The sequence below is a fragment of the Streptomyces sp. NPDC026301 genome, from assembly GCF_055567935.1.
Window position 1 is genome coordinate 340,855 of the sequence record NZ_JBVHPN010000009.1, and the last position, 21,470, is coordinate 362,324.

Annotated in this window: 18 protein-coding genes; 9 read left to right on the plus strand and 9 right to left on the minus strand. The window is 71.7% G+C overall.

Translation table 11 applies throughout. The features are described 5' to 3' along the window. Positions 1-37 precede the first annotated feature (37 nt). Positions 38-1,738, plus strand: a complete 1,701-nt coding sequence (locus tag ACZ4MH_RS18690; protein ID WP_351599466.1) for an acyl-CoA mutase large subunit family protein — start codon at positions 38-40, stop codon at positions 1,736-1,738. Positions 1,739-1,847: 109 nt separating this feature from the next. After that, a complete protein-coding gene (locus tag ACZ4MH_RS18695; protein ID WP_351599465.1) occupies positions 1,848-2,960 on the plus strand; it encodes an alpha/beta fold hydrolase in 1,113 nt (370 codons plus the stop codon). A 22-nt stretch (positions 2,961-2,982) separates the two neighbouring features. Here the strand turns inward: ACZ4MH_RS18695 and ACZ4MH_RS18700 are convergent, their stop codons facing one another. After that, positions 2,983-4,377 carry a sensor histidine kinase gene (locus ACZ4MH_RS18700; protein WP_351599464.1) on the minus strand — a complete coding sequence of 465 codons (1,395 nt, stop codon included), beginning with the start codon at positions 4,375-4,377 and terminating at the stop codon, positions 2,983-2,985. Beyond that, on the minus strand, positions 4,374-5,102 hold the full coding sequence (locus ACZ4MH_RS18705) for a response regulator transcription factor (protein ID WP_351599463.1): 729 nt from the start codon (positions 5,100-5,102) through the stop codon (positions 4,374-4,376). Before ACZ4MH_RS18705 ends, ACZ4MH_RS18700 begins: the two co-directional genes overlap by 4 nt. 64 nt (positions 5,103-5,166) lie before the next feature. Here ACZ4MH_RS18705 and ACZ4MH_RS18710 point away from each other — a divergent pair, with 64 nt between their 5' ends. Continuing rightward, positions 5,167-6,333 (plus strand): UDP-N-acetylglucosamine--N-acetylmuramyl-(pentapeptide) pyrophosphoryl-undecaprenol N-acetylglucosamine transferase, encoded by a 1,167-nt coding sequence (locus ACZ4MH_RS18710; RefSeq protein WP_467754573.1) that lies wholly within the window; start codon positions 5,167-5,169, stop codon positions 6,331-6,333. After that, complete coding sequence (locus ACZ4MH_RS18715) at positions 6,330-7,334, plus strand: GDP-mannose 4,6-dehydratase (RefSeq protein WP_351591724.1); 1,005 nt, start codon at positions 6,330-6,332, stop codon at positions 7,332-7,334. Before ACZ4MH_RS18710 ends, ACZ4MH_RS18715 begins: the two co-directional genes overlap by 4 nt. A 21-nt stretch (positions 7,335-7,355) precedes the next feature. Here ACZ4MH_RS18715 and ACZ4MH_RS18720 read toward each other — a convergent pair whose 3' ends face one another. Further along, complete coding sequence (locus ACZ4MH_RS18720; protein ID WP_351591721.1) at positions 7,356-8,021, minus strand: TetR/AcrR family transcriptional regulator; 666 nt, start codon at positions 8,019-8,021, stop codon at positions 7,356-7,358. A 363-nt stretch (positions 8,022-8,384) separates the two neighbouring features. Between ACZ4MH_RS18720 and ACZ4MH_RS18725 the strand changes: the two genes are divergently transcribed. From ACZ4MH_RS18725 to ACZ4MH_RS18740, 4 genes are all read left to right on the plus strand, one after another. Beyond that, a complete protein-coding gene (locus ACZ4MH_RS18725) occupies positions 8,385-9,353 on the plus strand; it encodes a tetratricopeptide repeat protein (RefSeq protein ID WP_351591718.1) in 969 nt (322 codons plus the stop codon). Between the two features lie 578 nt (positions 9,354-9,931). Further along, positions 9,932-10,549, plus strand: coding sequence for a DUF6230 family protein (locus ACZ4MH_RS18730; RefSeq protein ID WP_351591715.1), 618 nt, complete (start codon positions 9,932-9,934; stop codon positions 10,547-10,549). Positions 10,550-10,688: 139 nt separating this feature from the next. After that, positions 10,689-11,279 (plus strand): DUF6114 domain-containing protein, encoded by a 591-nt coding sequence (locus tag ACZ4MH_RS18735; protein ID WP_351591712.1) that lies wholly within the window; start codon positions 10,689-10,691, stop codon positions 11,277-11,279. After that, a complete protein-coding gene (locus ACZ4MH_RS18740) occupies positions 11,269-12,555 on the plus strand; it encodes a hypothetical protein (RefSeq protein WP_351591709.1) in 1,287 nt (428 codons plus the stop codon). Before ACZ4MH_RS18735 ends, ACZ4MH_RS18740 begins: the two co-directional genes overlap by 11 nt. A gap of 106 nt (positions 12,556-12,661) precedes the next feature. On the opposite strand, the gene pyk is transcribed toward ACZ4MH_RS18740, so the two are convergent. The 3 genes from pyk to pta all read right to left on the minus strand — a co-directional run bounded on the left by pyk (position 12,662) and on the right by pta (position 17,511). Next, positions 12,662-14,080 carry a pyruvate kinase gene (pyk, locus tag ACZ4MH_RS18745; protein ID WP_351591706.1) on the minus strand — a complete coding sequence of 473 codons (1,419 nt, stop codon included), beginning with the start codon at positions 14,078-14,080 and terminating at the stop codon, positions 12,662-12,664. Positions 14,081-14,141: 61 nt separating this feature from the next. Beyond that, entirely contained in the window at positions 14,142-15,353 is a 1,212-nt protein-coding gene (locus ACZ4MH_RS18750) for an acetate kinase (RefSeq protein WP_351591703.1), read from the minus strand. A 67-nt stretch (positions 15,354-15,420) separates the two neighbouring features. Further along, positions 15,421-17,511: a phosphate acetyltransferase gene (pta, locus tag ACZ4MH_RS18755; RefSeq protein ID WP_351591700.1), complete on the minus strand. Its 2,091-nt coding sequence runs from the start codon at positions 17,509-17,511 to the stop codon at positions 15,421-15,423. 277 nt (positions 17,512-17,788) lie between these two features. Here pta and ACZ4MH_RS18760 point away from each other — a divergent pair, with 277 nt between their 5' ends. After that, positions 17,789-18,814 (plus strand): 6-phosphofructokinase, encoded by a 1,026-nt coding sequence (locus tag ACZ4MH_RS18760; protein WP_351591697.1) that lies wholly within the window; start codon positions 17,789-17,791, stop codon positions 18,812-18,814. A gap of 68 nt (positions 18,815-18,882) precedes the next feature. On the opposite strand, the gene ACZ4MH_RS18765 is transcribed toward ACZ4MH_RS18760, so the two are convergent. The 3 genes from ACZ4MH_RS18765 to ACZ4MH_RS18775 form a co-directional block, all read right to left on the minus strand. After that, the gene (locus ACZ4MH_RS18765) at positions 18,883-19,584 is read right to left on the minus strand and encodes a helix-turn-helix domain-containing protein (RefSeq protein WP_351591694.1); all 702 of its coding nucleotides are present in this window, start codon (positions 19,582-19,584) and stop codon (positions 18,883-18,885) included. A gap of 179 nt (positions 19,585-19,763) precedes the next feature. Beyond that, positions 19,764-20,600 carry a carbohydrate ABC transporter permease gene (locus ACZ4MH_RS18770; protein WP_351591691.1) on the minus strand — a complete coding sequence of 279 codons (837 nt, stop codon included), beginning with the start codon at positions 20,598-20,600 and terminating at the stop codon, positions 19,764-19,766. Continuing rightward, positions 20,600-21,460 carry a carbohydrate ABC transporter permease gene (locus ACZ4MH_RS18775; RefSeq protein WP_351591688.1) on the minus strand — a complete coding sequence of 287 codons (861 nt, stop codon included), beginning with the start codon at positions 21,458-21,460 and terminating at the stop codon, positions 20,600-20,602. The genes ACZ4MH_RS18770 and ACZ4MH_RS18775 overlap by 1 nt, the downstream gene beginning before the upstream one ends. Positions 21,461-21,470: the final 10 nt, after the last annotated feature.

Consider the following 21,470-nt stretch of genomic DNA (forward strand, 5'->3'; position numbering starts at 1 on the left):
TCGACAATTACTAGGACGTCCTAGTAAATTCGGTGGCATGAACGCTGACGCGATCGAAGAGGGCCGCCGCCGCTGGCAGGCCCGGTACGACTCCGCACGCACGCGCGACGCGGACTTCAGCACGCTCTCGGGCGACCCCGTCGACCCGGTCTACGGCCCCCGCCCCGGCGACGCCTACGAGGGCTTCGAGCGGATCGGCTGGCCCGGCGAGTACCCCTTCACGCGCGGCCTGTACCCGACCGGCTACCGCGGCCGGACGTGGACCATCCGCCAGTTCGCGGGCTTCGGCAACGCCGAGCAGACGAACGAGCGGTACAAGATGATCCTGGCCAACGGCGGCGGCGGGCTGTCCGTCGCCTTCGACATGCCGACCCTGATGGGCCGCGACTCCGACGACCCGCGCTCGCTCGGCGAGGTCGGCCACTGCGGCGTCGCCATCGACTCCGCCGCCGACATGGAGGTCCTCTTCAAGGACATCCCGCTCGGCGACGTGACGACCTCGATGACGATCTCCGGCCCGGCCGTACCGGTCTTCTGCATGTACCTGGTCGCCGCCGAGCGCCAGGGCATCGACCCCGGCGTCCTCAACGGCACGCTCCAGACGGACATCTTCAAGGAGTACATCGCGCAGAAGGAGTGGCTCTTCCAGCCGGAGCCCCATCTGCGCCTGATCGGCGACCTGATGGAGCACTGCGCCCGCGCCATCCCCGACTACAAGCCGCTCTCGGTCTCCGGGTACCACATCCGGGAGGCGGGCTCGACGGCCGCGCAGGAGCTGGCGTACACCCTCGCCGACGGCTTCGGCTACGTCGAGCTGGGCCTCTCGCGCGGCCTGGACGTCAACACCTTCGCGCCGGGCCTCTCCTTCTTCTTCGACGCGCACGTGGACTTCTTCGAGGAGATCGCCAAGTTCCGCGCCGCGCGCCGCATCTGGGCCCGCTGGATGCGCGACGTGTACGGCGCGACCAGCGAGAAGGCGCAGTGGCTGCGGTTCCACACGCAGACCGCCGGCGTCTCGCTGACCGCCCAGCAGCCGTACAACAACGTCGTACGGACCGCGGTCGAGGCGCTCGCCGCCGTCCTCGGCGGCACCAACTCCCTGCACACCAACGCGCTGGACGAGACCCTGGCGCTGCCCAGCGAGCAGGCAGCGGAGATCGCGCTGCGCACGCAGCAGGTGCTGATGGAGGAGACCGGCGTCGCCAACGTCGCGGACCCGCTGGGCGGTTCGTGGTACATCGAGCAGCTCACCGACCGCATCGAGGCGGACGCGGAGAAGATCTTCGACCGGATCAAGGAGCGCGGCGCCCGCGCCGTCCCGGACGGACAGCACCCCATCGGCCCGATGACCTCCGGCATCCTGCGCGGCATCGAGGACGGCTGGTTCACCGGCGAGATCGCCGAGTCCGCCTTCCAGTACCAGCAGGCGCTGGAGAAGGGCGACAAGAAGGTCGTCGGCGTCAACTGCGCCCACGGCTCGGTCACCGGCGACCTGGAGATCCTGCGGGTCAGCCACGAGGTCGAGCGCGAGCAGGTGCGCATCCTCGGCGGCCGCAAGGCGGCCCGCGACGACGCGGCGGTGCGGACGGCGCTGGACGGCATGCTGGCCGCGGCCCGCGACGGCCGCAACATGATCGAGCCCATGCTCGACGCGGTACGCGCCGAGGCCACCCTCGGCGAGATCTGCGGCGTGCTGCGCGAGGAGTGGGGCGTGTACACGGAGCCCGCCGGGTTCTGAGCCGCCGGGTTCCGAGCCCACGTGGACACGACGGAATCCGTGGCGTTCTTCCGTACGGGCCGGGTAGGTGGGTGCGGTCTGCATCCATCTACCTCCCCGGGAGACGTACGTGAAAAGACCCGCACTCGCCGCCGTCGGCACGGCCGCCCTCGCCACCGCCCTGCTGGCCGGCTCCGCGGTCCTCAGCACGCCCGCCACCGCCGGGCCCGCGCCGGAGCCGCACGCCGCGAGCGCCCACGAGGCCCGCGTCCAGGACGACTTCGACTCGCTGGGCCCCGAGGTGCGGGCCACGAAGCTGTCCTCGGGCCGCACCGCGCACTACATCGACGAGGGGCCGCGGGACGGGAAGCCCGTGCTGTTCATCGGCGGTACGGGCACCAGCGCCCGGGCCGCGCACATGACCGACTTCTTCCGCTCCACCCGTGAATCGCTGCACCTGCGGCTGATCTCCGTCGAGCGGAACGGCTTCGGGGACACCGCGTACGACAAGGGCCTGGGCAAGGCCGACTTCGCGAAGGACGCGCTGGAGGTCCTGGACCGCATCGGCGTCGAGAAGACGAGCGTGATCGCGATCTCCGGCGGTGGGCCGTACGCCGCCGAGCTCGCCGCGCGGGCGCCGCAGCGCGTCGAGGCGCTGCACCTGGCCGCCGCGCTGCCCCCGTACGGCAAGAAGCCGGACTACTGCGGCCTGTCGGACGAAGAGCTGGGCAAGCAGCTGGCCCCGACGATCGCCGACCCGCGCAAGTGGTGGGCGTTCCCCGACGACAGCCCGACGAAGCAGATCCCGGGCTTCGCCGACACCGCCTACGAAGAGGGCGCGCGCACGTACCACCAGCGCGGCCAGGAGAAGACGGACCCGGCGCCCCAGGTGCACGAGCAGAAGCTGTACTGCGAGCGGCCAGGCCCCGACCTGTCGAAGCTGACCGCGCCGGTCTTCCTCTACAGCGGCGAGAAGGACACCACCGTGCCGCCGAGCACGATCGCGACATGGCAGCAGCACCTGCCGGGCAAGCCGGTGGTGCGTTCGTACGCCGACTCCGGACACGACGTGCAGTACCGGCACTGGGACCAGATCCTGGTCGACCTGGCCGGGTTCACGGACCGCACGGTGGTCTGCGTCAAGGGCCACAGCGAGATGGCGAAGGCCGCCACGGCGCGGAAGCTGGTGGCCGGCGGGCGGGCCACGCTGGGCAGCTGCGCGTGGCAGAAGGCGGGCGAGTGACACTCGCCGTGGCCGGGTGCCGCTAACGCGGGAACCGCAGCCGGAACAGCGCCCCGCCGCCCGGCGCCTGCTCCGCGGTCAGCTCGGCGCGGTGCGCGCGGGCGATCTGCCGGGCCATCGCCAGGCCCAGCCCCGAGCCGGGGAGCGTGCGGGCGGCGCGGGCGCGGTAGAAGCGGTCGAAGACGTGCGGCAGGTCCTCGGCGGCGATGCCCGGGCCGTGGTCCCGGACCGTGAGCTCCAGCGCGCCCGGCGGGGCGGTCAGCTCCGCCTCGACCGGGCCGCCGGGCGGCGAGAACTTGGCCGCGTTGTCGAGCAGATTCGACAGCAGCCGGGCCAGCCGGGCCGGTACACCGGGCACGGAGTCCGCGGCGGCGCGTGCGTCGGTCCGTACGGTGAAGGCGATCGCGGGCCAGTGTTCCCGGGCCGCGGCGACCGCGTGCTCCAGCAGCGCGGCGGGGCGTACCTCCTCGACCAGCGGCTGCGGCTCCTCGTCGCGGGCCAGCTCGATCAGGTCGTTGACCAGCGTGGTCACCTCGCGCAGCTGGCGGCCCAGGGCTCCGGACGCCCGGTCGCGCTGGGCGTCGGTCAGCCGGTCGGCGCGGGCGAGGAGTTCGGCGTTGGTACGCAGTGCCGTCAGCGGTGTGCGCAGCTCGTGGGAGGCGTCGGCGATCAGCCGGCGCTGGGCGGTGACCGACTGCTCCAGCTCGCCGAGCATGGTGTTGAAGCTGGCCGCCAGCCGGGTCAGCTCGTCCTCGCGGCCCGGCGGCCCGGCGGGCAGCTCGATGCGATGCCCGGCGTCGCGGGTCGCGGCGATCCGTTCGGCGGCGGCGGTCAGCCGGGCGACGGGCGCGAGGCCCGTACGGGAGACCCAGTAGCCGAGCGCGGCGGCCAGCAGGACGCCCGCGCCGCCCACCGCGGCCAGCATCCCGGCGGCCTGCCGCACCCCCTTCTCCACGGTGTCCGCGCGCAGCGCCACCTGGACCGCCGTGCCGTCCCTGAAGTGCTGGGTGAGCATCCGGGCCGGGCGGCCGTGCAGGGTGAATTCGCGGTAGTACGCGGCGTGCCGCCCGGCCGCGACCTCGCGGGTGGCACCGGTGACCGGCAGCGCGTAGGGCTGCGAGGGGTCGTCGGCGGCGTCGGCGGGCACGATCTGGGAGCAGGCCGGGGCCGACAGGAAACGGCACTCGGCGGCCACGGTCCCGGGCCGCTCGTCCCGGTTCTGCTGCATGACCAGGGTCGCGGACTGGGTGAGGTTCAGCTCCAGCTGGTGGTTGAGCGCGTACCGGATGATGACGAAGGCAGCGGTGCACACGCCGACCGCGACCAGCGCGACAGCCACCGAGGCGGCCAGCGCCAGCCGGGTCCGCAGCGGCCGGCGACGGCGCCAGGCCGCGCCCAGCCCACGGCGGCCGCTCATTCCTCCCCCAGCCGGTAGCCGATGCCGTGCACGGTGTGCAGCAGGCGCGGCTCGCCGCCCGCCTCCAGCTTGCGGCGCAGGTACCCGACGTACACCGCGAGGGAGTTGGAGGCCGGGCCGAAGTCGCGGCCCCAGACCCGCTCCAGGATCACCTCGCGCGGCATGATCTGGCCGGGATTGCGCGCGAGCAGCTCCAGCAGGGTCCACTCCGTGCGGCTGAACTCCAGCCGGCGGCCGGCCCGGCGCCCGGTACGCGTGGCCGGGTCGAGCACCAGGTCGGCGACGGTCAGCGCGGCGCCCTCGGGGTCCGGCCCGGCGACGCGGCGCAGCAGGGCCCGCAGCCGGGCGGTCAGTTCGTCCAGCGCGAAGGGCTTGACCAGGTAGTCGTCGGCGCCGGCGTCCAGCCCGTCCACCCGCTCGCTGACCGCGTCCAGGGCGGTCAGGACCAGGACGGGCGTACGGTCGCCCAGCGCGCGCAGCCGCCGGCAGACCGCGAGGCCGTCCAGTACGGGCATCATCACGTCCAGCACCAGCGCGTCCGGCTGCCAGTCGGCGACCGCGCTCAGCGCGGCCAGCCCGTCGGCCGCGCCGCGTACCCGGTACCCCTCCACGGTCAGCCCGTCCTCGACGGCGGCGCGCACCTCCGCGTCGTCGTCGACGACCAGGATGCGGGGCGCGGGCGGGGCGGCGCCCGGGGGCGGCGGGGGCGATGCGGTCGGTGGCATGGCCCCAAGGCTGCCAAACCGCGCTCTTAGAACCTTCTTAGGGCGCGCGACGAGCGTGGCGGCCATGCGCACATCTCTCTCTGTTGTCATCGGGGCCGGCGGCACCGGTGGCCACATCTATCCGGGGCTCGCCCTCGCCGACGCGCTGCGCCGCGCCGTGCCCGACGCGGTGATCTCCTTCGTCGGTACGGAACGCGGCCTGGAGACGCGGCTGATCCCGCGGGCCGGCTACCGCCTGCACACCGTCGACATGATCCCCTTCGACCCGGCGCTGGGCGCCCGGCGCTATCTGCTGCCCGCCGCGCTGCTGAAGTCCGGCGCCCAGTGCCGGGCGATCCTGCGGGCGCAGGGCGCGCAGGTCGCGGTCGGCATGGGCGGCTATCCCAGCGCGCCGGTGATCCTGGGCGCCCGGCTGGCGGGGCTGCCGAGTCTGATCCACGAGTCCAACGCGGTACCGGGCCGGGCCAACACGTTCGCCGCCCGGCTCACCCCGCACATCGCGCTCGCCTTCGACCGCAGCCGCGCGCACCTGCCGGGCGGCGAGCGGGCCGAGACGGTCGGCATGCCGCTGGCCGGGCCGCTCGCCGGGCTGGACCGGGAGGCGCTGCGGGGACCGGCCCGCCGGGCGCTGGGCGTCCCGGACGGCGCCCGGCTGCTGCTGGTCAATGGCGGCAGCCTGGGTGCGGCGCGGCTCACCGAGGCAGCGCTCGGGCTGGCCGCCCGGCACCGCCACCGTGCGGACCTGCGGATGCTGATCAAGACCGGCCCCGACGCGCTGGACGCGGCGCGCGAGCGGCTGGTCGCCGAGGGCGGCGCGGCGGTCGCGGAGGCGGTCCCCTACCTGGACCGGATGGACCTCGCCTACGCCGCCGCCGACCTGGTGGTGTGCCGGGCCGGCTCGGCGACCGTCGCGGAGCTGGCCACGATCGGGATGCCCGCGGTCCTCGTCCCGTATCCGCACGCCCCCGGCGACCACCAGACGCACAACGCGCGGGTGCTGTCCGACGCCGGCGCCGCGCTGTTGCTGCCGGACGCCGAGACCACCGCCGAGCGCCTCGACGCCGTCGTCGGCCCCCTGCTGGACGACCCGGCCCGGCTGGCGGCGATGGGCGCCGCGGCCGACCCGGGCACCCACGCCCGCGCCGCCGATCTGCTGGCGGACAAGGTCCTCCGGCTGGCAGGGCGTGCCACCCCCACCACGAACCCGCTCTCTTCGAAGGAGTACGCATGACCACGCAGCACAACCCCTGGAAGGGCCGCCGCGTCCTCGTCACCGGCGCCGAGGGGTTCATCGGCTCCACGCTCGTCGACCTGCTCGTCGCGCGCGGCGCGCGGGTCCGGGCCCTGGTCCACTACAAGCCGTACGCGGAGAAGGGCCACCTCGCGCGCTATCTGCGCCCGGACAGCCCGGTCGAGATGATGGCGGGCGACGTCCGCGACGCGGGCCGGGTTCGGGACGCGGTCGCCGGCTGCGACACGGTCTTCCACCTCGCCGCGCTGATCGGCATCCCGTACAGCTACGACTCGCCCGGCGCGTACGTGCAGACGAACGTGGTCGGTACGGAGAACGTGTGCGAGGCGGCCCGGCTGCACGGCGTGCGGCGGCTCGTCCACACCTCCACCAGCGAGGTGTACGGGACCGCGCGCACCGTGCCCATCGCCGAGAACCACCCGCTCCAGCCGCAGTCCCCGTACTCCGCCTCGAAGATCGGCGCCGACATGCTGGCGCTCTCGCACTGGCACGCCTTCGAGCTGCCGGTCACCGTGGTCCGCCCGTTCAACACCTACGGACCCCGGCAGTCGGCCCGCGCCGTGATCCCCACGATCCTCGCCCAACTGCACTCCGGCGCCCGGGAGATCCGGCTCGGCTCCCTGACGCCGACCCGCGACTTCACCTACGTCACGGACACCGCCGAGGGGTTCCTGGCGCTCGCGGAGTGCGACCGGGCGGTGGGGGAGGTCGTCAACCTCGGTACGGGGCGGGAGATCTCCATCGGGCAGCTCGCGGAGGAGCTGATCGCGGCCTCCGGCCGGGAGGCGAAGGTGGTCGTGGACCCGGCGCGGCTGCGCCCCTCGGGCAGCGAGGTGGAGCGGCTGCTGTCGGACAACGCGCGGGCCCGGGAGCTCTCCGGCTGGCAGCCGCAGGTCTCCCTGGAGGTGGGGCTGCGGCGGACCTCGGACTGGGTCGGCGGGCATCTGCACCTGTTCGCGGGGGAGCGCTACCAGGTCTGAGAACCGCGGTGCGGCCCGCGCTCAGTCCCTGCTCTCCAGGCCGCCCAGCCCGGCGAGCAGGAGGGTGGTGAAGCGGGCCGCCCAGGCCGCGTCCACCGGCTCGCCGCTGACCAGCGCGCGGTGCACCACCGCGCCCGCGATCACGTCGAAGATCAGGTCCACGTGGCGTGCCGCCGCCGCGGCGCCCTCGGACCCGCCGCCGTCCGGCGGCAGTTCGCCGCGCCGCTGGGCGCGCTGCCGGCCCTGCACCACCAGCCGCTTCTGGCGCTCCACGACGGCCTCGCGGATCCGGGCGCGCAGCGCGTCGTCCGTGGTGGACTCGGCGACCACCGCCATCAGCGCGGTCTTGGTCTCCGGGCGGGCCAGCAGCGCGGCGAACTGCAGCACGACGCCCTCGATGTCGTCCTGCAGGGAGCCCCGGTCGGGGAGTTCCAGCTCGTCGAAGAGGACCGCGACGGCGTCCAGCACCAGTTCGTTCTTGCCGGCCCAGCGGCGGTACAGCGTGGTCTTGGCGACCTTGGCGCGTGCGGCCACGTCGCCCATCGTGAGCTTCCCCCAGCCCAGCTCGACGAGGGCCGCGCGGGTGGCGTCGAGGATCGCGGCGTCGGCCTCGGCGCTGCGCGGGCGTCCCGTGCGGCCTCCGGGGCGGGCGCGCCCCTTGCGGGGGCCGGTGGGAGAGCACTGCATGCGGCCGACCATACCGGCCGGTAGGCGCGGGGCGCGCGCGGCGGGTGAGAGAGATCACGAGCGCGGCGGCCCCGCATGGTTGCGGCGGCGGGGGACCGGAGAGTTACGCTACGACTCGTAGCGAAAGAGCGACGCCACATCGGCCGCGGGTGGGGACCCCGGCCACCACAGACAGGTCCTCTCGGGACCGCAGAACGGTCCTCCTCGGGACCACCACAGAGCTCCGCCTCCGGCCCGCTTCAGGCAATCCGGCGGGACGCGCGGCAGGACGCGGAGCTCACCTCGCGGAATCCAGGGCCATGGGGGCCCTGGATTTTCCGCACCGCTTTCCGGAACGGCCCGCTCAGGGGGGAGGATGGGACCATGCAGCCACGCAATATGTCCATGAGTGGAGTGGTCGACCTCGCCGCGGTGAAGGCGGCCGGGGAAGCGAAGCAGAAAGCGGAGCAGTCACGCGCCGAGGCGGCGCGTACGGGTCAGGCCCCGACGGGCGGCCGGCTCGTGGTCGACGTCGACGAGGCGGGCTTCCAGCAGGAGATCCTGCAGCGCTCCACCGAAGTCCCGGTCGTCATCGACTTCTGGGCCGAGTGGTGCGAGCCGTGCAAGCAGCTGGGCCCGCTGCTGGAGCGCCTGGCGGCGGAGTACGCCGGCAAGTTCGTGCTCGCCAAGATCGACGTAGACAGCAATCAGGCCCTTTTCCAGCAGTTCGGTGTGCAGGGCATCCCGGCGGTGTTCGCCGTCGTCGCGGGCCAGCCGATCCCGCTGTTCCAGGGCGCGGCCCCGGAGGCGCAGATCCGGCAGGTGCTGGACCAGCTGGTGCAGGCCGCCGAGCAGCAGTTCGGCATCGTCGGCGCGCCCGTCGACCCCGCGGAGCTCGGCGACGAGGAGCCCGTCGAGGCGCCCGTCCCGGCCGGTCCGTACGACGCGCTGCTGGAGGCCGCGACCCAGGCGCTGGACTCCGGCGACCTCGGCGGCGCCATCCAGGCGTACAAGAACGTGCTCTCCGACGACCCGGCCAACGCCGAGGCGAAGCTGGGCCTCGCGCAGGCCGAGCTGCTGCACCGCGTGCAGGACCTCGACCCGCAGGCGGTGCGCAAGGAGGCGGCCGAGGGCCCGGCCGACGTGCAGGCGCAGATCCGCGCGGCCGATCTGGACCTGGTCGGCGGGCATGTGGAGGACGCCTTCGGGCGGCTGGTCGACGTCGTGAAGCGCACGGCGGGCGACGACCGCGAGGCGGCCCGGGTGCGGCTGCTGGAGCTCTTCGAGGTCATCGGCGGCGACGACCCGCGCGTCGTGCGCGCCCGCACCGCCCTGGCCCGCGTCTTGTTCTGACGACTCGCCAACTCCTCCCTCCTCAAACGGAACGGCGGCCACGTTTTACCAAATCTTGGTAATCGTGGCCGCTGTTACTTGGAGTAAGAGCGCTGGGATGGCTTGGCGTGTTTTGGCCGTAATTTCCGGATGTTTCTTCCGCGTTAAAGGTGACCCTCCGCGCCGGGCCGATTCCCCTCGGTGCAGAGGCGGTTATTTGTCTGTTACTCGTAGGTAACGAGCCCCTTGTGCGTCGGCCCCGAATGGACCACGATCAGCCAAGCTCGGTCCATCACCCCGCAGTCCGGCAGCCGGCCGGGAGGCGCGGAGGGTGGGTCCCCACCGAGTGGCCGGCGGCAGTGGCGCCGGTCGGGACAGGGGGGTCTTCGCCAATCCGGCGGAGCCTGTCCAGAGAGGTTGCGCGAGAGCGTGGCCAGTGGTTGTCGCTCGGGGGTGATCGCCGGCGGTTCGGAACGCAAGACCTCCGAAGCGGGCGCTCTCCTTCCCGAGGACGTAGCACTTCTCCCATCCCAGGTGCGGCCGTATCCATGACCCGAGCGGCCGGTGCCGGAGATGTACGTCCGAGAAGGAGGAAAGTCATGGAGTCCCTGGCTCGTGGCGGGACCAGATGGAAGCGGTTCGCCGTCGTCATGGTGCCGAGCGTCGCTGCGACGGCCGCGATCGGAGTCGCCCTTTCGCAGGGTGCCCTCGCCGCGTCGTTCAGCGTGTCCGGCCAGCAGTTCAAGGTGTCGACCGACCGCCTGGACGGCACCGGCTTCCTGCAGTACGGAGCCGTTGACGCCCAGAAGGGCGGCAAGCAGATCCCGGTCGCGGTCTCGGCGTTCTCGAGCGCCAAGATCAAGAACCTCTGCCAGTCCGTCGTCGTGCCCGTCCCCGTCTTCGGTGACGTGTCGATGAAGCTGCAGGCGGGTGGCGGGTCCACGCCGGTGGAGGCGAAGAACCTCTACATCGACCTGGACCAGCTGGAAGCGGACGCGACCTTCAACAACATCAACATCGGTGTTGCTGCGGGTTCGTCGTCCAAGGGCCCCGGCATCAAGAAGGGCGACAAGGCCGACCCCGGCTCCTTCGCCCAGGAAGCCGACACGGCCACGCTGACCCACGTCAAGCAGACGGCCTGGGCGACCACGGCCGGAACGTTCAAGCTCAGCGGCCTGAAGATGAAGGTCTCCGCGGGCAAGAACGAGTGCTACTGACGCACTGAGCGCGCGGGCACGGGGGAGTCGATCGTCAGGTCTTCGGGCCGCGTCCCTGTGCCCGTTCGCCGGTCCCCGCAGCACTGAGCATCATCAGCTCACGTACCACCGAATTGCCAGTCCCGAGGAGCTGTACGAGATGAGCGCCGACACGCGACCACGGCTGAGCGAGACAATCGGCCGGCAGCGCCGTTCGTTCCGGGTTTGGCGTGGACAACGCCCGTACTGGGGCGGGTTGCTGACCGTGCTTGCCGGCATCCCGATCATGTACATCCCTTACGCGAACCTCACGATCGGTTCCCTGACCGTCCGCATGGCGACGACGGCGGGCGCGGGCTCGCTGATCATCGGCGTGCTGCTGGTCGTGCTCGGTCTGACCATGTGGTTCCAGCCCGCTTCGCGGGTCTTCGCCGGTGTTGCGGGGATCCTGCTGTCGCTGGTGTCCCTGGTCGTCTCCAACTTCGGTGCCTTCCTGGTCGGCTTCCTGCTGGGGCTGATCGGCGGTGCGCTGGCGGTCTCCTGGGCCCCCGGCAAGCCGGCGCCCGCCGCGTCCTCCACCGAGGACACCGACGGTGAGCCCAAGCGCCTGGACGACGGCCTCGGTGAGGAGTTCAGCCCGTTCGGCGACCGGCCCATGGCGGCCGGCGCGGGCGGTTCGCGCGGCGTACTGGACGACCTGTCAGGTAAGAGCCCGACCAACGGGACGAACGGGAGGCACCGTGCCGGGTGATGAGCTGCACGACGAGGGCGCAGCCGCCGGGGCGAGATCCGGGCGGCACGCGGCGCCGCGGAAGCCGCTGCTGACGCGGCTGCACGTACCCGCCGGCAAGGCGATCGCGATCGCCGCCATGCCCTCCGCCGTGCTCATGGGCATGGGGCTCACGCCCCAGCTGGCCGTGGCCAAGCCCAAGCCCCCGGAGAGCCCCTTCCGGGGCGGTCCGTGCGTGACCGCTCCGGACAAGGTGGACGAGCAGGACGCCAAGTCCAAGGACAAGGCCAAGGACAAGAAGGACGACGCGAAGGACGGCAAGGAGTCCGCCGAGCCGTCCGCGAAGCCCTCCGCCTCGCCCTCGTCCGGTGCGGACGAGGACAAGACGTCCGAGCCGTCCGCCACCCCGAAGACCGAGGAGCCGTCGGATTCCGCGACGCCCTCGCCGTCCGCCTCCCCCGAGGCGGAGAAGAAGGACGGCGGCCTGCTGGGCGGCGTCGGTGACGCGCTCGGCGGTCTGCTGGGCGGCGGCGACAAGTCCGGCGACGAGTCCGCCTCGCCGAGCCCGTCCCCGTCGGCGTCCGAGGACACCGCGTCCAAGGACAGCGCGTCCGGGGACTCCGGTTCCGCCGTCGGCAAGGTCACCAAGCCGGTCGAGGACACCGTCGACGGCGTCAAGGACGGCGTCGGCAAGGCCGGCGACTCCCTCAAGGGCGGTTCGAAGGCCGTCGGCGACACCGTCCACGGCGCCGTGGGCATGGCGGACAACGCCCTGCCCGGCGGCGGTCTGGACGGCAAGGACGCCGACGGCAAGAAGGGCTACCCCTGCGTCGTCGAGAACAAGCAGAAGGGCAAGGACGAGCAGACCCCCGTCACCCTGCCCGACCGCCCCTGGCACCTGGAGTCCTCCGCGCTCACCCTGCGCGGCCTGGACTACGAGGGGGTAGTCAACGTCACCACCCAGAGCGGCCACACCAAGCAGGCCCTGAAGTTCACCGCCGACAGCGTGGACATCGGCGACCTGCACCAGACCGTCGACGACCCGGCGTCCGGGAAGAAGTACCACGTCCAGGCGCGCAAGGGCTCCACGTCCACGATCCGCGGCGGCAAGGTGACGATGTACACCGAGAAGCTGCAGGGCAACCTCTTCGGGCTGATCCCCGTGACGTTCGACCCGGAGCACCCGCCGCCCATCAACACGCCCTTCGCGGTCTTCACCAAGGTGAGCATCGACCAGGCGGGCCAGTTCGGCGGCAACCTGCACGTCCCGGGCCTGCAGCAGTACATGACCGGCTGAGCACCACGCCGTCACGGCCCGGTCCACCGGACCCGTTCCGGGAGCCGCACCACGAAGGCCCCGCTCCTCCGAAGAGGAGCGGGGCCTTCGCGTACCTGCGGGACCGTCAGGCACCCAGGTGGTGCACCCGGACCATGTTGGTGGTGCCGGGGACGCCGGGGGGCGAACCGGCCGTGATGATCATGGTGTCACCGGCGTTGTACCGCTTGAGCTTCAGCAGCTCGGAGTCGACCAGGTCGACCATGGCGTCGGTGGTGTTGACGTGCTCCACGACGTAGGTCTCCACGCCCCAGCTCAGCGAGAGCTGGTTGCGGGTCGAGACGTCGGTGGTGAAGGCCAGGATCGGCTGGGCCGCGCGGTAGCGGGACAGCCGGCGCGCGGTGTCACCGGACTTGGTGAAGGCCACCAGCGCCTTGCCGTTGAGGAAGTCGGCCATCTCGGCGGCGGCACGGGCGACGGCGCCGCCCTGCGTACGCGGCTTCTTGCCCGGGACCAGCGGCTGCAGGCCCTTGGACAGCAGCTCCTCCTCGGCCGCCTCGACGATCTTCGACATCGTCTTGACGGTCTGGATCGGGTACTGGCCGACCGAGGACTCCGCGGAGAGCATGACCGCGTCCGCGCCGTCCAGGATCGCGTTGGCGACGTCGGACGCCTCGGCGCGGGTCGGGCGGGAGTTGGTGATCATCGACTCCATCATCTGGGTCGCCACGATCACCGGCTTGGCGTTCCGCCGGCACATCTCCACCAGGCGCTTCTGCACCATCGGGACCTTCTCCAGCGGGTACTCCACCGCCAGGTCACCGCGGGCCACCATGACGCCGTCGAAGGAGGCGACGACCTCTTCCATGTTGGCGACGGCCTGCGGCTTCTCGACCTTGGCGATCACCGGCACCCGGCGGCCGACCTCGTCCATGACGCGGTGCACGTCCTGGACGTCCTTGGCGTCCCGCACGAAGGACAGCGCGACCAGGTCGCAGCCCATGTTCAGGGCGAACTTCAGGTCCTCGATGTCCTTCTCGGACAGCGCCGGGACGTTCACCGCGGCGCCGGGCAGGTTGATGCCCTTGTGGTCGGAGATGACGCCGCCCTCGATGACGATGCAGCGCACGCGGGGGCCGTCGACCTCGATCACCTGGAGGGCGACGTTGCCGTCGTTGATCAGTACCGGGTCGCCCTTGGAGACGTCGCCGGGCAGGCCCTTGTAGGTGGTGCCGCAGATGGTCTTGTCACCGGCCACGTCCTCGGTGGTGATGACGAACTCGTCGCCGCGCACCAGCTCCACCGGACCGTCGGCGAAGGTCTCCAGGCGGATCTTGGGGCCCTGGAGGTCGGCGAGCACGCCGACGGCGCGGCCGGTCTCCTCGGCGGCCTTGCGGAGCCGGTGGTACCGCTCCTCGTGCTCCTCGTGGGTGCCATGGCTCATGTTGAAACGGGCCACGTTCATACCGGCCTCGATCAGCGTCTTCAGCTGGTCGAAGGAGTCAACGGCGGGGCCCAGGGTGCAGACGATTTTCGAACGGCGCATGGGCTGAATCCTATCGGTTTGTTTCAGAGCGGAATATTCCACCTGGCGGAAGCGCCGAAAACTAGGCGCTGACCAGTGCGTATGTCTGGTTGGCGATCTCCAGCTCCTCGTCGGTCGGCACCACGGCGACCGCGACCCGGGCGTATTCGGGGGAAATGATCCGGGCCTCGTCGGACCGCTCGGCGTTCAGCCGCGCGTCCACGGCCAGCCCCATCTCCTCCAGGCCCAGCACCGCGGCCGCGCGCACCGGCGCCGCGTTCTCGCCGACGCCCGCGGTGAACGCCACGGCGTCGACCCGGCCGAGCACCGCGGTGTAGGCGCCGATGTACTTGCGCAGCCGGTGTATGTAGATGTCGAAGGCGAGCGCCGCCCGCTTGTCGCCCTCGTCGATCCGCCGCCGGATCTCCCGCATGTCGTTGTCGCCGCACAGCCCGACCAGCCCGCTCTTCTTGTTGAGCAGCTCGTCGATCTCGGCGCTGGACAACCCGGCGTTGCGCTCCAGGTGGAAGATCACCGCCGGGTCGATGTCGCCCGAGCGGGTGCCCATGACCAGGCCTTCCAGCGGGGTCAGGCCCATCGAGGTGTCGACACAGCGGCCGCCGGCCACCGCCGAGGCCGAGGCGCCGTTGCCCAGGTGCAGCACGATGACGTTGACGTCCTCCGGCTGCTTGCCGAGCAGCTTGGCGGTCTCGCGCGAGACGTAGGCGTGCGAGGTGCCGTGGAAGCCGTACCGGCGCACGCGGTGCGCGTCCGCGGTCTCCACGTCGATGGCGTACCGGGCCGCGTACTCCGGCATCGTCGAGTGGAAGGCGGTGTCGAAGACCGCGACCTGCGGCAGGTCCGGGCGGAGCCGCTGGGCCGTCCGGATGCCGGTGAGGTTGGCCGGGTTGTGCAGCGGCGCCACCGGCACCAGCCGCTCGATCTCCTTGAGCACCGCGTCGTCGATGACGGTCGGCTCGGTGAACCGCAGCCCGCCGTGCACCACCCGGTGGCCGATCGCGGCCAGCTCGGGGGAGTCCAGGCCCAGCCCGTCCGCCGACAGCTCGTCCGCGACGGCCTTCAGCGCGGCGTCGTGGTCGGGCATCGGCTCGGAGCGCTCGCGCTTGTCGCCGCCGGCGGCCAGCGGGGTGTGCACCAGCCGCGAGGCCGGCTCGCCGATCCGCTCGACCAGCCCCACCGCCAGCCGGGTGCCCCCGTTCATGTCCAGCAGCTGGTACTTCAGCGAGGAGGATCCGGAGTTCAGGACGAGGACTCGGGTGGCGTCGGCAGTCATGGAAAAGCTTTCGGTTCGGTTGCGGGAGCGTTCGGTCACGGGAGGTACGGGAGACGGGGACAGGGCTTCAGCGGCCGGTCGGGGCGGTGCCGCCCTGGGCCTGGATGGCCGTGATGGCGACGGTGTTGACGATGTCCTGGACCAGGGCGCCGCGCGAGAGGTCGTTGACCGGCTTGCGCAGGCCCTGCAGCACGGGGCCGACGGCGACCGCGCCGGCCGACCGCTGCACGGCCTTGTAGGTGTTGTTGCCGGTGTTCAGGTCCGGGAACACCAGCACGGTGGCCCGGCCCGCGACCTCGGACTCTGGCAGCTTGGTGCGGGCGACGCTCGCGTCCACCGCGGCGTCGTACTGGATCGGGCCCTCCACCAGCAGGTCGGGGCGGCGCTCGCGGACCAGCTCGGTGGCCTTGCGCACCTTGTCGACGTCCGCGCCGGAGCCGGAGGTGCCGGTGGAGTACGACAGCATCGCGATCCGCGGCTCGACGCCGAACTGGGCGGCGGTGGCGGCGGACTGGATGGCGATGTCGGCGAGCTGCTCGGCGTTCGGGTCCGGGTTGACCGCGCAGTCGCCGTAGACCAGCACCCGGTCGGCCAGGCACATGAAGAAGACGGAGGAGACGATCTGGGCGTCCGGCTTGGTCTTGATGACCTCGAAGGCGGGCCGGATGGTGGCGGCGGTGGAGTGCACGGCGCCCGACACCATGCCGTCGGCCAGCCCCTCCTGGACCATCAGCGTGCCGAAGTACGACACGTCGGCGACCACGTCGTACGCCAGCTCATGGGTGACGCCCTTGTGGGCGCGCAGCTCGGCGTACCGCTCGGCGAAGCGCTCGCGCACCGGCGCGGTCTGCGGGTCGATGATCTGCGCTTCGCCCAGGTCGATGGAGAGGTCGGCGGCGCGCTTGCGGATCGCCTCCTCCTCGCCCAGCAGCGTCAGGTCGCACACGTCGCGGCGGAGCAGCACGTCGGCGGCGCGCAGCACCCGCTCCTCGGTGCCCTCGGGCAGCACGACGCGGCGGCGCCCGGAGCGGGACCGCTCGATCAGCTCGTGTTCGAACATCATCGGGGTGACGCGGTCGGACTTCAGTACGGAGATCCGCTTGGTCAGCTCGACGGTGTCCACGTGCCGCTCGAACAGGCCGAGCGCGGTCTCGGCCTTGCGCGGCGAGGCGGCGCTCATCTTGCCCTCGATGGCGAAGAGCTCGCCGGCCGTCGGGAAGGACCCGCCGGGCACGGATATCACCGGCGTACCGGGCGCGAGCCGGGCGGCCAGCGCCAGGATGTCCGGGCCCGGGCGCTCGCCGAGGGTCAGCAGCACGCCCGCGATCGGCGGGGCGCCCGCGCTGTGCGCGGCGAGCGAGCCGATGATCAGGTCCGCGCGGTCGCCGGGGGCCACCACCAGGCAGCCGTCGGTCAGCGCCTTGAGGAACGTCGGCAGCATGGCGCCGCCGAAGACGAAGTCGCGGGCGTCCCTGGCCAGGCCCGAGTCGTCGCCGAGCAGTATCTCGCCGCCCAGGGTGTGCACGATCTGGCCGACCGTCGGCGCGGAGAGCGAGGCGTCCTCGGGGAGCGCGTAGCAGGGCACCGGGAGGTGCGCCGCCAGCCGCTCCACGACGGCCTCGCGGTCGGCCGGGGCCACCCGGTTCACGACCATGGCGACCACGTCGCAGCCCATGGAGTCGAAGGCGCGGTAGGCGTTGCGGGCCTCGGCCCGTACGGACTCCGACTCCTGGTCGCGGCCCGCGACGACCGGCAGCACCGAGGCGCCGAACTCGTTCGCCAGTCGCGCGTTCAGGCTCAGCTCGTCCGGCAGGCTGGTGTCGGCGTAGTCCGTGCCCAGTACGAGGACGTAGTCGTACTCCCTGGCGACGGCGTGGAAGCGGTCCACCAGGTGCGAGACCAGCTCGTCGGTGCCCCGCTCGGCCTGCAGGGTGCTCGCCTCCTCGTAGCCCATGCCGTACACCGAGTCGGCGGGCTGGGTGAGGCGGTACCGCGACCGCAGCAGGTCGAAGAGGCGGTCAGGGCCGTCGTCGTGCACGAGCGGCCGGAAGACGCCGACCCGGTCGACATGGCGGGTCAGCAGCTCCATGACCCCCAGCTCGATGACCTGGCGGCCGTCGCCGCGGCCGATGCCGGTCACGTACACGCTCCGCGTCACGCGCGATCTCCGTCCTTTTCCGTTGCTCACAGGGGAAAATTACCCGTTATGGCGGGCTTGCCCCCCTTGACAATACCTGCGCCAGTGGATAAGCCGCTCTCCCAGTGTCCATGGTGGGCACCCGTGGGCGAAGAGAGGTGCTCGAGGCGGGTGACCGCCCCTGTGCGGGGTACCCGGAGGCGGGGTACCCGAGACGCGTGAGGGCACCGGTCACCGGCCCGTGAAACAATCGCACCGGCTCACCAGAACCCACATCGAGCACAGGAGACTCAGCACGATGCGTATCGGAGTCCTGACCGCGGGCGGCGACTGCCCCGGCCTCAACGCCGTGATCCGCTCTGTGGTGCACCGCGCCGTCACCGAGCACGACGACGAGGTCATCGGCTTCGAGGACGGCTTCGCTGGTCTGCTCGACGGCCGTTACCGAAAGCTCGACCTGGACGCCGTCGGCGGCATTCTCGCCCGCGGCGGCACGATCCTCGGCTCCTCCCGGCTGGAGCGCGCCCGGCTGCGCCAGGCGTGCGAGGACGCCAAGGACATGTCGAAGGAGTACGGCATCGACGTGCTCATCCCGATCGGCGGCGAGGGCACGCTCACCGCGGCCCGGATGCTCGCCGACGCCGGGCTGCCCGTCGTCGGTGTGCCGAAGACCATCGACAACGACATCTCCTCCACGGACCGCACCTTCGGCTTCGACACGGCCGTCGGCGTCGCGACCGAGGCCATCGACCGCCTGAAGACCACCGCCGAGTCGCACCAGCGGGTCATGGTCGTCGAGGTCATGGGCCGGCACGCGGGCTGGATCGCGCTGGAGTCCGGCATGGCCGGCGGCGCCCACGGCATCTGCCTGCCGGAACGTCCCTTCGATGTGAACGACCTGGTCACGATGGTCGAGGAGCGCTTCTCGCGGGGCAAGAAGTTCGCCGTCGTCTGCGTCGCCGAGGGCGCGCACCCCGCCGAGGGCACGATGGACTACGCGAAGGGCGAGATCGACCAGTTCGGTCACGAGCGCTTCCAGGGCATCGGCACCAAGCTCGCCGTCGAGCTGGAGCGGCGGCTCGGCAAGGAGGCCCGCCCGGTCATCCTCGGCCACGTGCAGCGCGGCGGCACTCCCACCGCGTACGACCGCGTGCTCGCCACCCGCTTCGGCTGGCACGCCGTCGAGGCCGCACACCGCGGCGACTTCGGGAAGATGACGGCGCTGCGCGGCACGGACATCACGATGGTCCCGCTCGCCGAGGCGGTCACCCACCTGAAGACCGTGCCGGCGGACCGCATGGGCGAGGCCGAGTCGGTCTTCTGATCCGGCCGAGCCGCTGAGCGCCGGCCCCCGCCGGGCCCTCCGTGGGCCCGGCGTGCGGGCCCGGCCGTTCAGCCCTCCCCGACCTGCTCCCAGAAATGGTCGAGCACGTCGCGCAGGAACTCCCGGCCCGCGTCGCTGGACTCCGCCGCGCTCTCGGTGCCGCCGCCCCAGCCCAGGGTCCCGGCCATCCGCCGGTGGTACTCCTCGAAGAGGTGCTCCAGCGCCTTCTGCACCTCGGGCTTCGGCAGCCCGAGCAGCTTGCACACCGGGCGCACGTACGCCTGCCAGCGGGTGGTCGCGGCGCCGCGCAGCATCTCCGCCAGCTGCTGGGCCCGGCCGGTCAGCCGCACCAGCGCGGGCAGCGGCAGTTCCAGCTCGGCCTTGAGCGCGGCGGCCTGCCGGTCGTTGCCCTGCCACTGGCCGGTGGCCTCCATCCGCTCGTACGCCGGGATCTCCATGCCGATCCGCAGCGCGAGGTCGTCGGCGGCGATGCCGCGGGAGATCCGGTACTCACGCAAGGTGTCGGGCGTCCCGAGCAGGTCGCCGGGCGCGCACCACAGCGCTCCCGCGAGCGCGTTCAGCTCGCTCTCCGTCGGTGACCCCTCGCCCCGTTCCCAGGCGACGATCATCCGTGGCTGAATCGGTTTTCCGTATGCGGCGTTGATGCCGTACGCGACGTGCGCGGGCGTCATTCCGAGAGCCTCGCGCATGCGCTTGGCGGACTGGGCGTCGAAGGGTGGGCGGCGCTCGCCCCTGTCTGGCGTGTGCACGGCCACACCGTAAGCGACCGACATGTGTCTACGCGGGTAGTTCTGCAGGTTCCTTCGAAAACTCGTAGCAATCTACGGGTTGCTCAGAGTGATCCCGTGACGGTGGGTGATTTTCTCACGGACCGTGACCGTTTGGCGAGAGGATTCTCGGCCAAACTCCTGCGTTACTGAGCGCTTGGTCATCCCTTCACCGCGCCCCCCAGTGCGAAGCCGCCGCCCAGGCGGCGGGCGATCAGGATGTAGAGCAGGAGGACCGGGGTGGAGTACAGGATGGAGAAGGCGGCCAGCTCGCCGAAGGCGATCGCGCCGTAGTTGCCGAAGAACGTGAAGATGCTGACCGAGGCGGGGAGCTGCTCGGGGGAGAGCAGCAGCATGAAGGGGACGAAGAAGTTCCCCCACATCATGATGAAGGTGTAGATGGCGACGACGGTCAGGCCCGGGCCCATCAGGGGCAGGACGATGCGGGTCAGGGTCTGGAGCCAGGAGGCGCCGTCGGTCCAGGCGGCCTCCTCCAGCGCCTTCGGCACGCCGTCCATGAAGTTCTTCATCAGCCATACCGCGAAGGGGAGTTGGGCCGCGGCGAGGAAGAGGGCGGTGCCGTACAGGGTGTCGATGAGGTTGATCTGCACGAAGAGGCCGTAGACCGGCACCATGATCGCGGTTATCGGGAGGCAGCTGGAGAACAGGATGGTGAGCAGGTAGGGGCGGGTCAAGCGGGAGCGGTGGCGGGAGAGTGGATAGGCGGCGAGCGCCGCGCAGACCACCGTCACGGCCGTGCCGCCGCCGCACAGCAGCAGGCTGTTGAGCATCGGGGTGAAGGTGACGTCGGGGGTCAGTACCGCCCCGAAGTTGTCCGCCGTCGGCGCGTCCGGGAGTCGTACCCGCAGCGTCGCGTGCGCGTCCAGGGATGCCGACACCATCCACAGCAGGGGGACGGCGAACGCGGCGGCCACGGCGAGCAGTGCCGCGTCGGCCGCCAGCCGCCGGCGCGCCGGCCGGCCCAGCAGGGGGCGCATCAGACCTCCTCGCGCAGCAGGCGCAGGTAGAAAGCGGAGAAGAGGGCGCCGACCAGCAGGAGGAGCAGGGCGACCGCGGTGCCGTAGCCGATCAGGGCCTTGAGGAACGCCTGGTCGTACATGAAGACCGGGAGGGTCTGGCTGCGGTTGCCCGGGCCGCCGCGGGTCATCGCCCAGATCAGCCCGAAGACGGAGAGCGTGGAGAGGGTGTTGAGCATCAGGTTGGTGGCGATGGAGCGGCGGATCATGGGGAGCGTGATGTGCCAGAGGCGCTGGCGGCTGGTCGCGCCGTCGACCTCCGCCGACTCGGTGACCTCTTGCGGGATCTCGGAGAGCGCCGCGGAGTAGAGCAGCATCGAGAAGGCCGTGCCGCGCCAGACGTTGGCGAACGAGACGGCGAGGATGGGGAGGGTGAACAACCAGTTCTGGGCGGGGAGTTGGAGCCAGTCGAGGAGCGCGTTGAGGGTGCCGCGGCGTTCGAAGAAGGTGTACAGGAGGAAGCCGGCGACGATCTCGGGGACCACCCAGGCGCAGATCACGACCGCGCCGGTGACCGTGCGGACGGCCTTGGAGGCGCGCCGCATCAGCCCGGCCAGGGACAGCCCGAGGACGTTGTGGCCCAGGATCGAGGAGATCACCGTGAAGACGAGGGTCAGGACGACCGCGTTGAGGAAGTTCGGGTCGGCGAAGGCGTGGCGGAAGTTGGCCAGGCCGACGAACGACGTGGACTTCTGGCCGGTCAGCTGCATGTCCGTGAAGGAGATGTAGACGCAGTAGCCGATCGGGCCGGCGAGGAAGAGCAGCAGGAGGAGGGTGGCGGGGGCCAGCGGCAGCCAGCGCAGCGGGTGGGCGCGTCGCATCGGAGCGGTC

Bases quoted from the DNA above. Each gene is read 5' to 3' on its own strand.
- ACZ4MH_RS18710 (WP_467754573.1), top strand. From the start codon at position 5,167: ATGCGCACATCTCTCTCTGTTGTCATCGGGGCCGGCGGCACCGGTGGC.
- ACZ4MH_RS18715 (WP_351591724.1), top strand. From the start codon at position 6,330: ATGACCACGCAGCACAACCCCTGGAAGGGCCGCCGCGTCCTCGTCACC.
- ACZ4MH_RS18775 (WP_351591688.1), bottom strand. From the start codon at position 21,460: ATGCGACGCGCCCACCCGCTGCGCTGGCTGCCGCTGGCCCCCGCCACC.
- ACZ4MH_RS18735 (WP_351591712.1), top strand. From the start codon at position 10,689: ATGAGCGCCGACACGCGACCACGGCTGAGCGAGACAATCGGCCGGCAG.
- ACZ4MH_RS18730 (WP_351591715.1), top strand. From the start codon at position 9,932: ATGGAGTCCCTGGCTCGTGGCGGGACCAGATGGAAGCGGTTCGCCGTC.
- ACZ4MH_RS18705 (WP_351599463.1), bottom strand. From the start codon at position 5,102: ATGCCACCGACCGCATCGCCCCCGCCGCCCCCGGGCGCCGCCCCGCCC.
- pyk (WP_351591706.1), bottom strand. From the start codon at position 14,080: ATGCGCCGTTCGAAAATCGTCTGCACCCTGGGCCCCGCCGTTGACTCC.
- ACZ4MH_RS18770 (WP_351591691.1), bottom strand. From the start codon at position 20,600: ATGCGCCCCCTGCTGGGCCGGCCGGCGCGCCGGCGGCTGGCGGCCGAC.
- ACZ4MH_RS18760 (WP_351591697.1), top strand. From the start codon at position 17,789: ATGCGTATCGGAGTCCTGACCGCGGGCGGCGACTGCCCCGGCCTCAAC.
- ACZ4MH_RS18700 (WP_351599464.1), bottom strand. From the start codon at position 4,377: ATGAGCGGCCGCCGTGGGCTGGGCGCGGCCTGGCGCCGTCGCCGGCCG.
- ACZ4MH_RS18690 (WP_351599466.1), top strand. From the start codon at position 38: ATGAACGCTGACGCGATCGAAGAGGGCCGCCGCCGCTGGCAGGCCCGG.
- ACZ4MH_RS18750 (WP_351591703.1), bottom strand. From the start codon at position 15,353: ATGACTGCCGACGCCACCCGAGTCCTCGTCCTGAACTCCGGATCCTCC.
- ACZ4MH_RS18725 (WP_351591718.1), top strand. From the start codon at position 8,385: ATGCAGCCACGCAATATGTCCATGAGTGGAGTGGTCGACCTCGCCGCG.
- ACZ4MH_RS18720 (WP_351591721.1), bottom strand. From the start codon at position 8,021: ATGCAGTGCTCTCCCACCGGCCCCCGCAAGGGGCGCGCCCGCCCCGGA.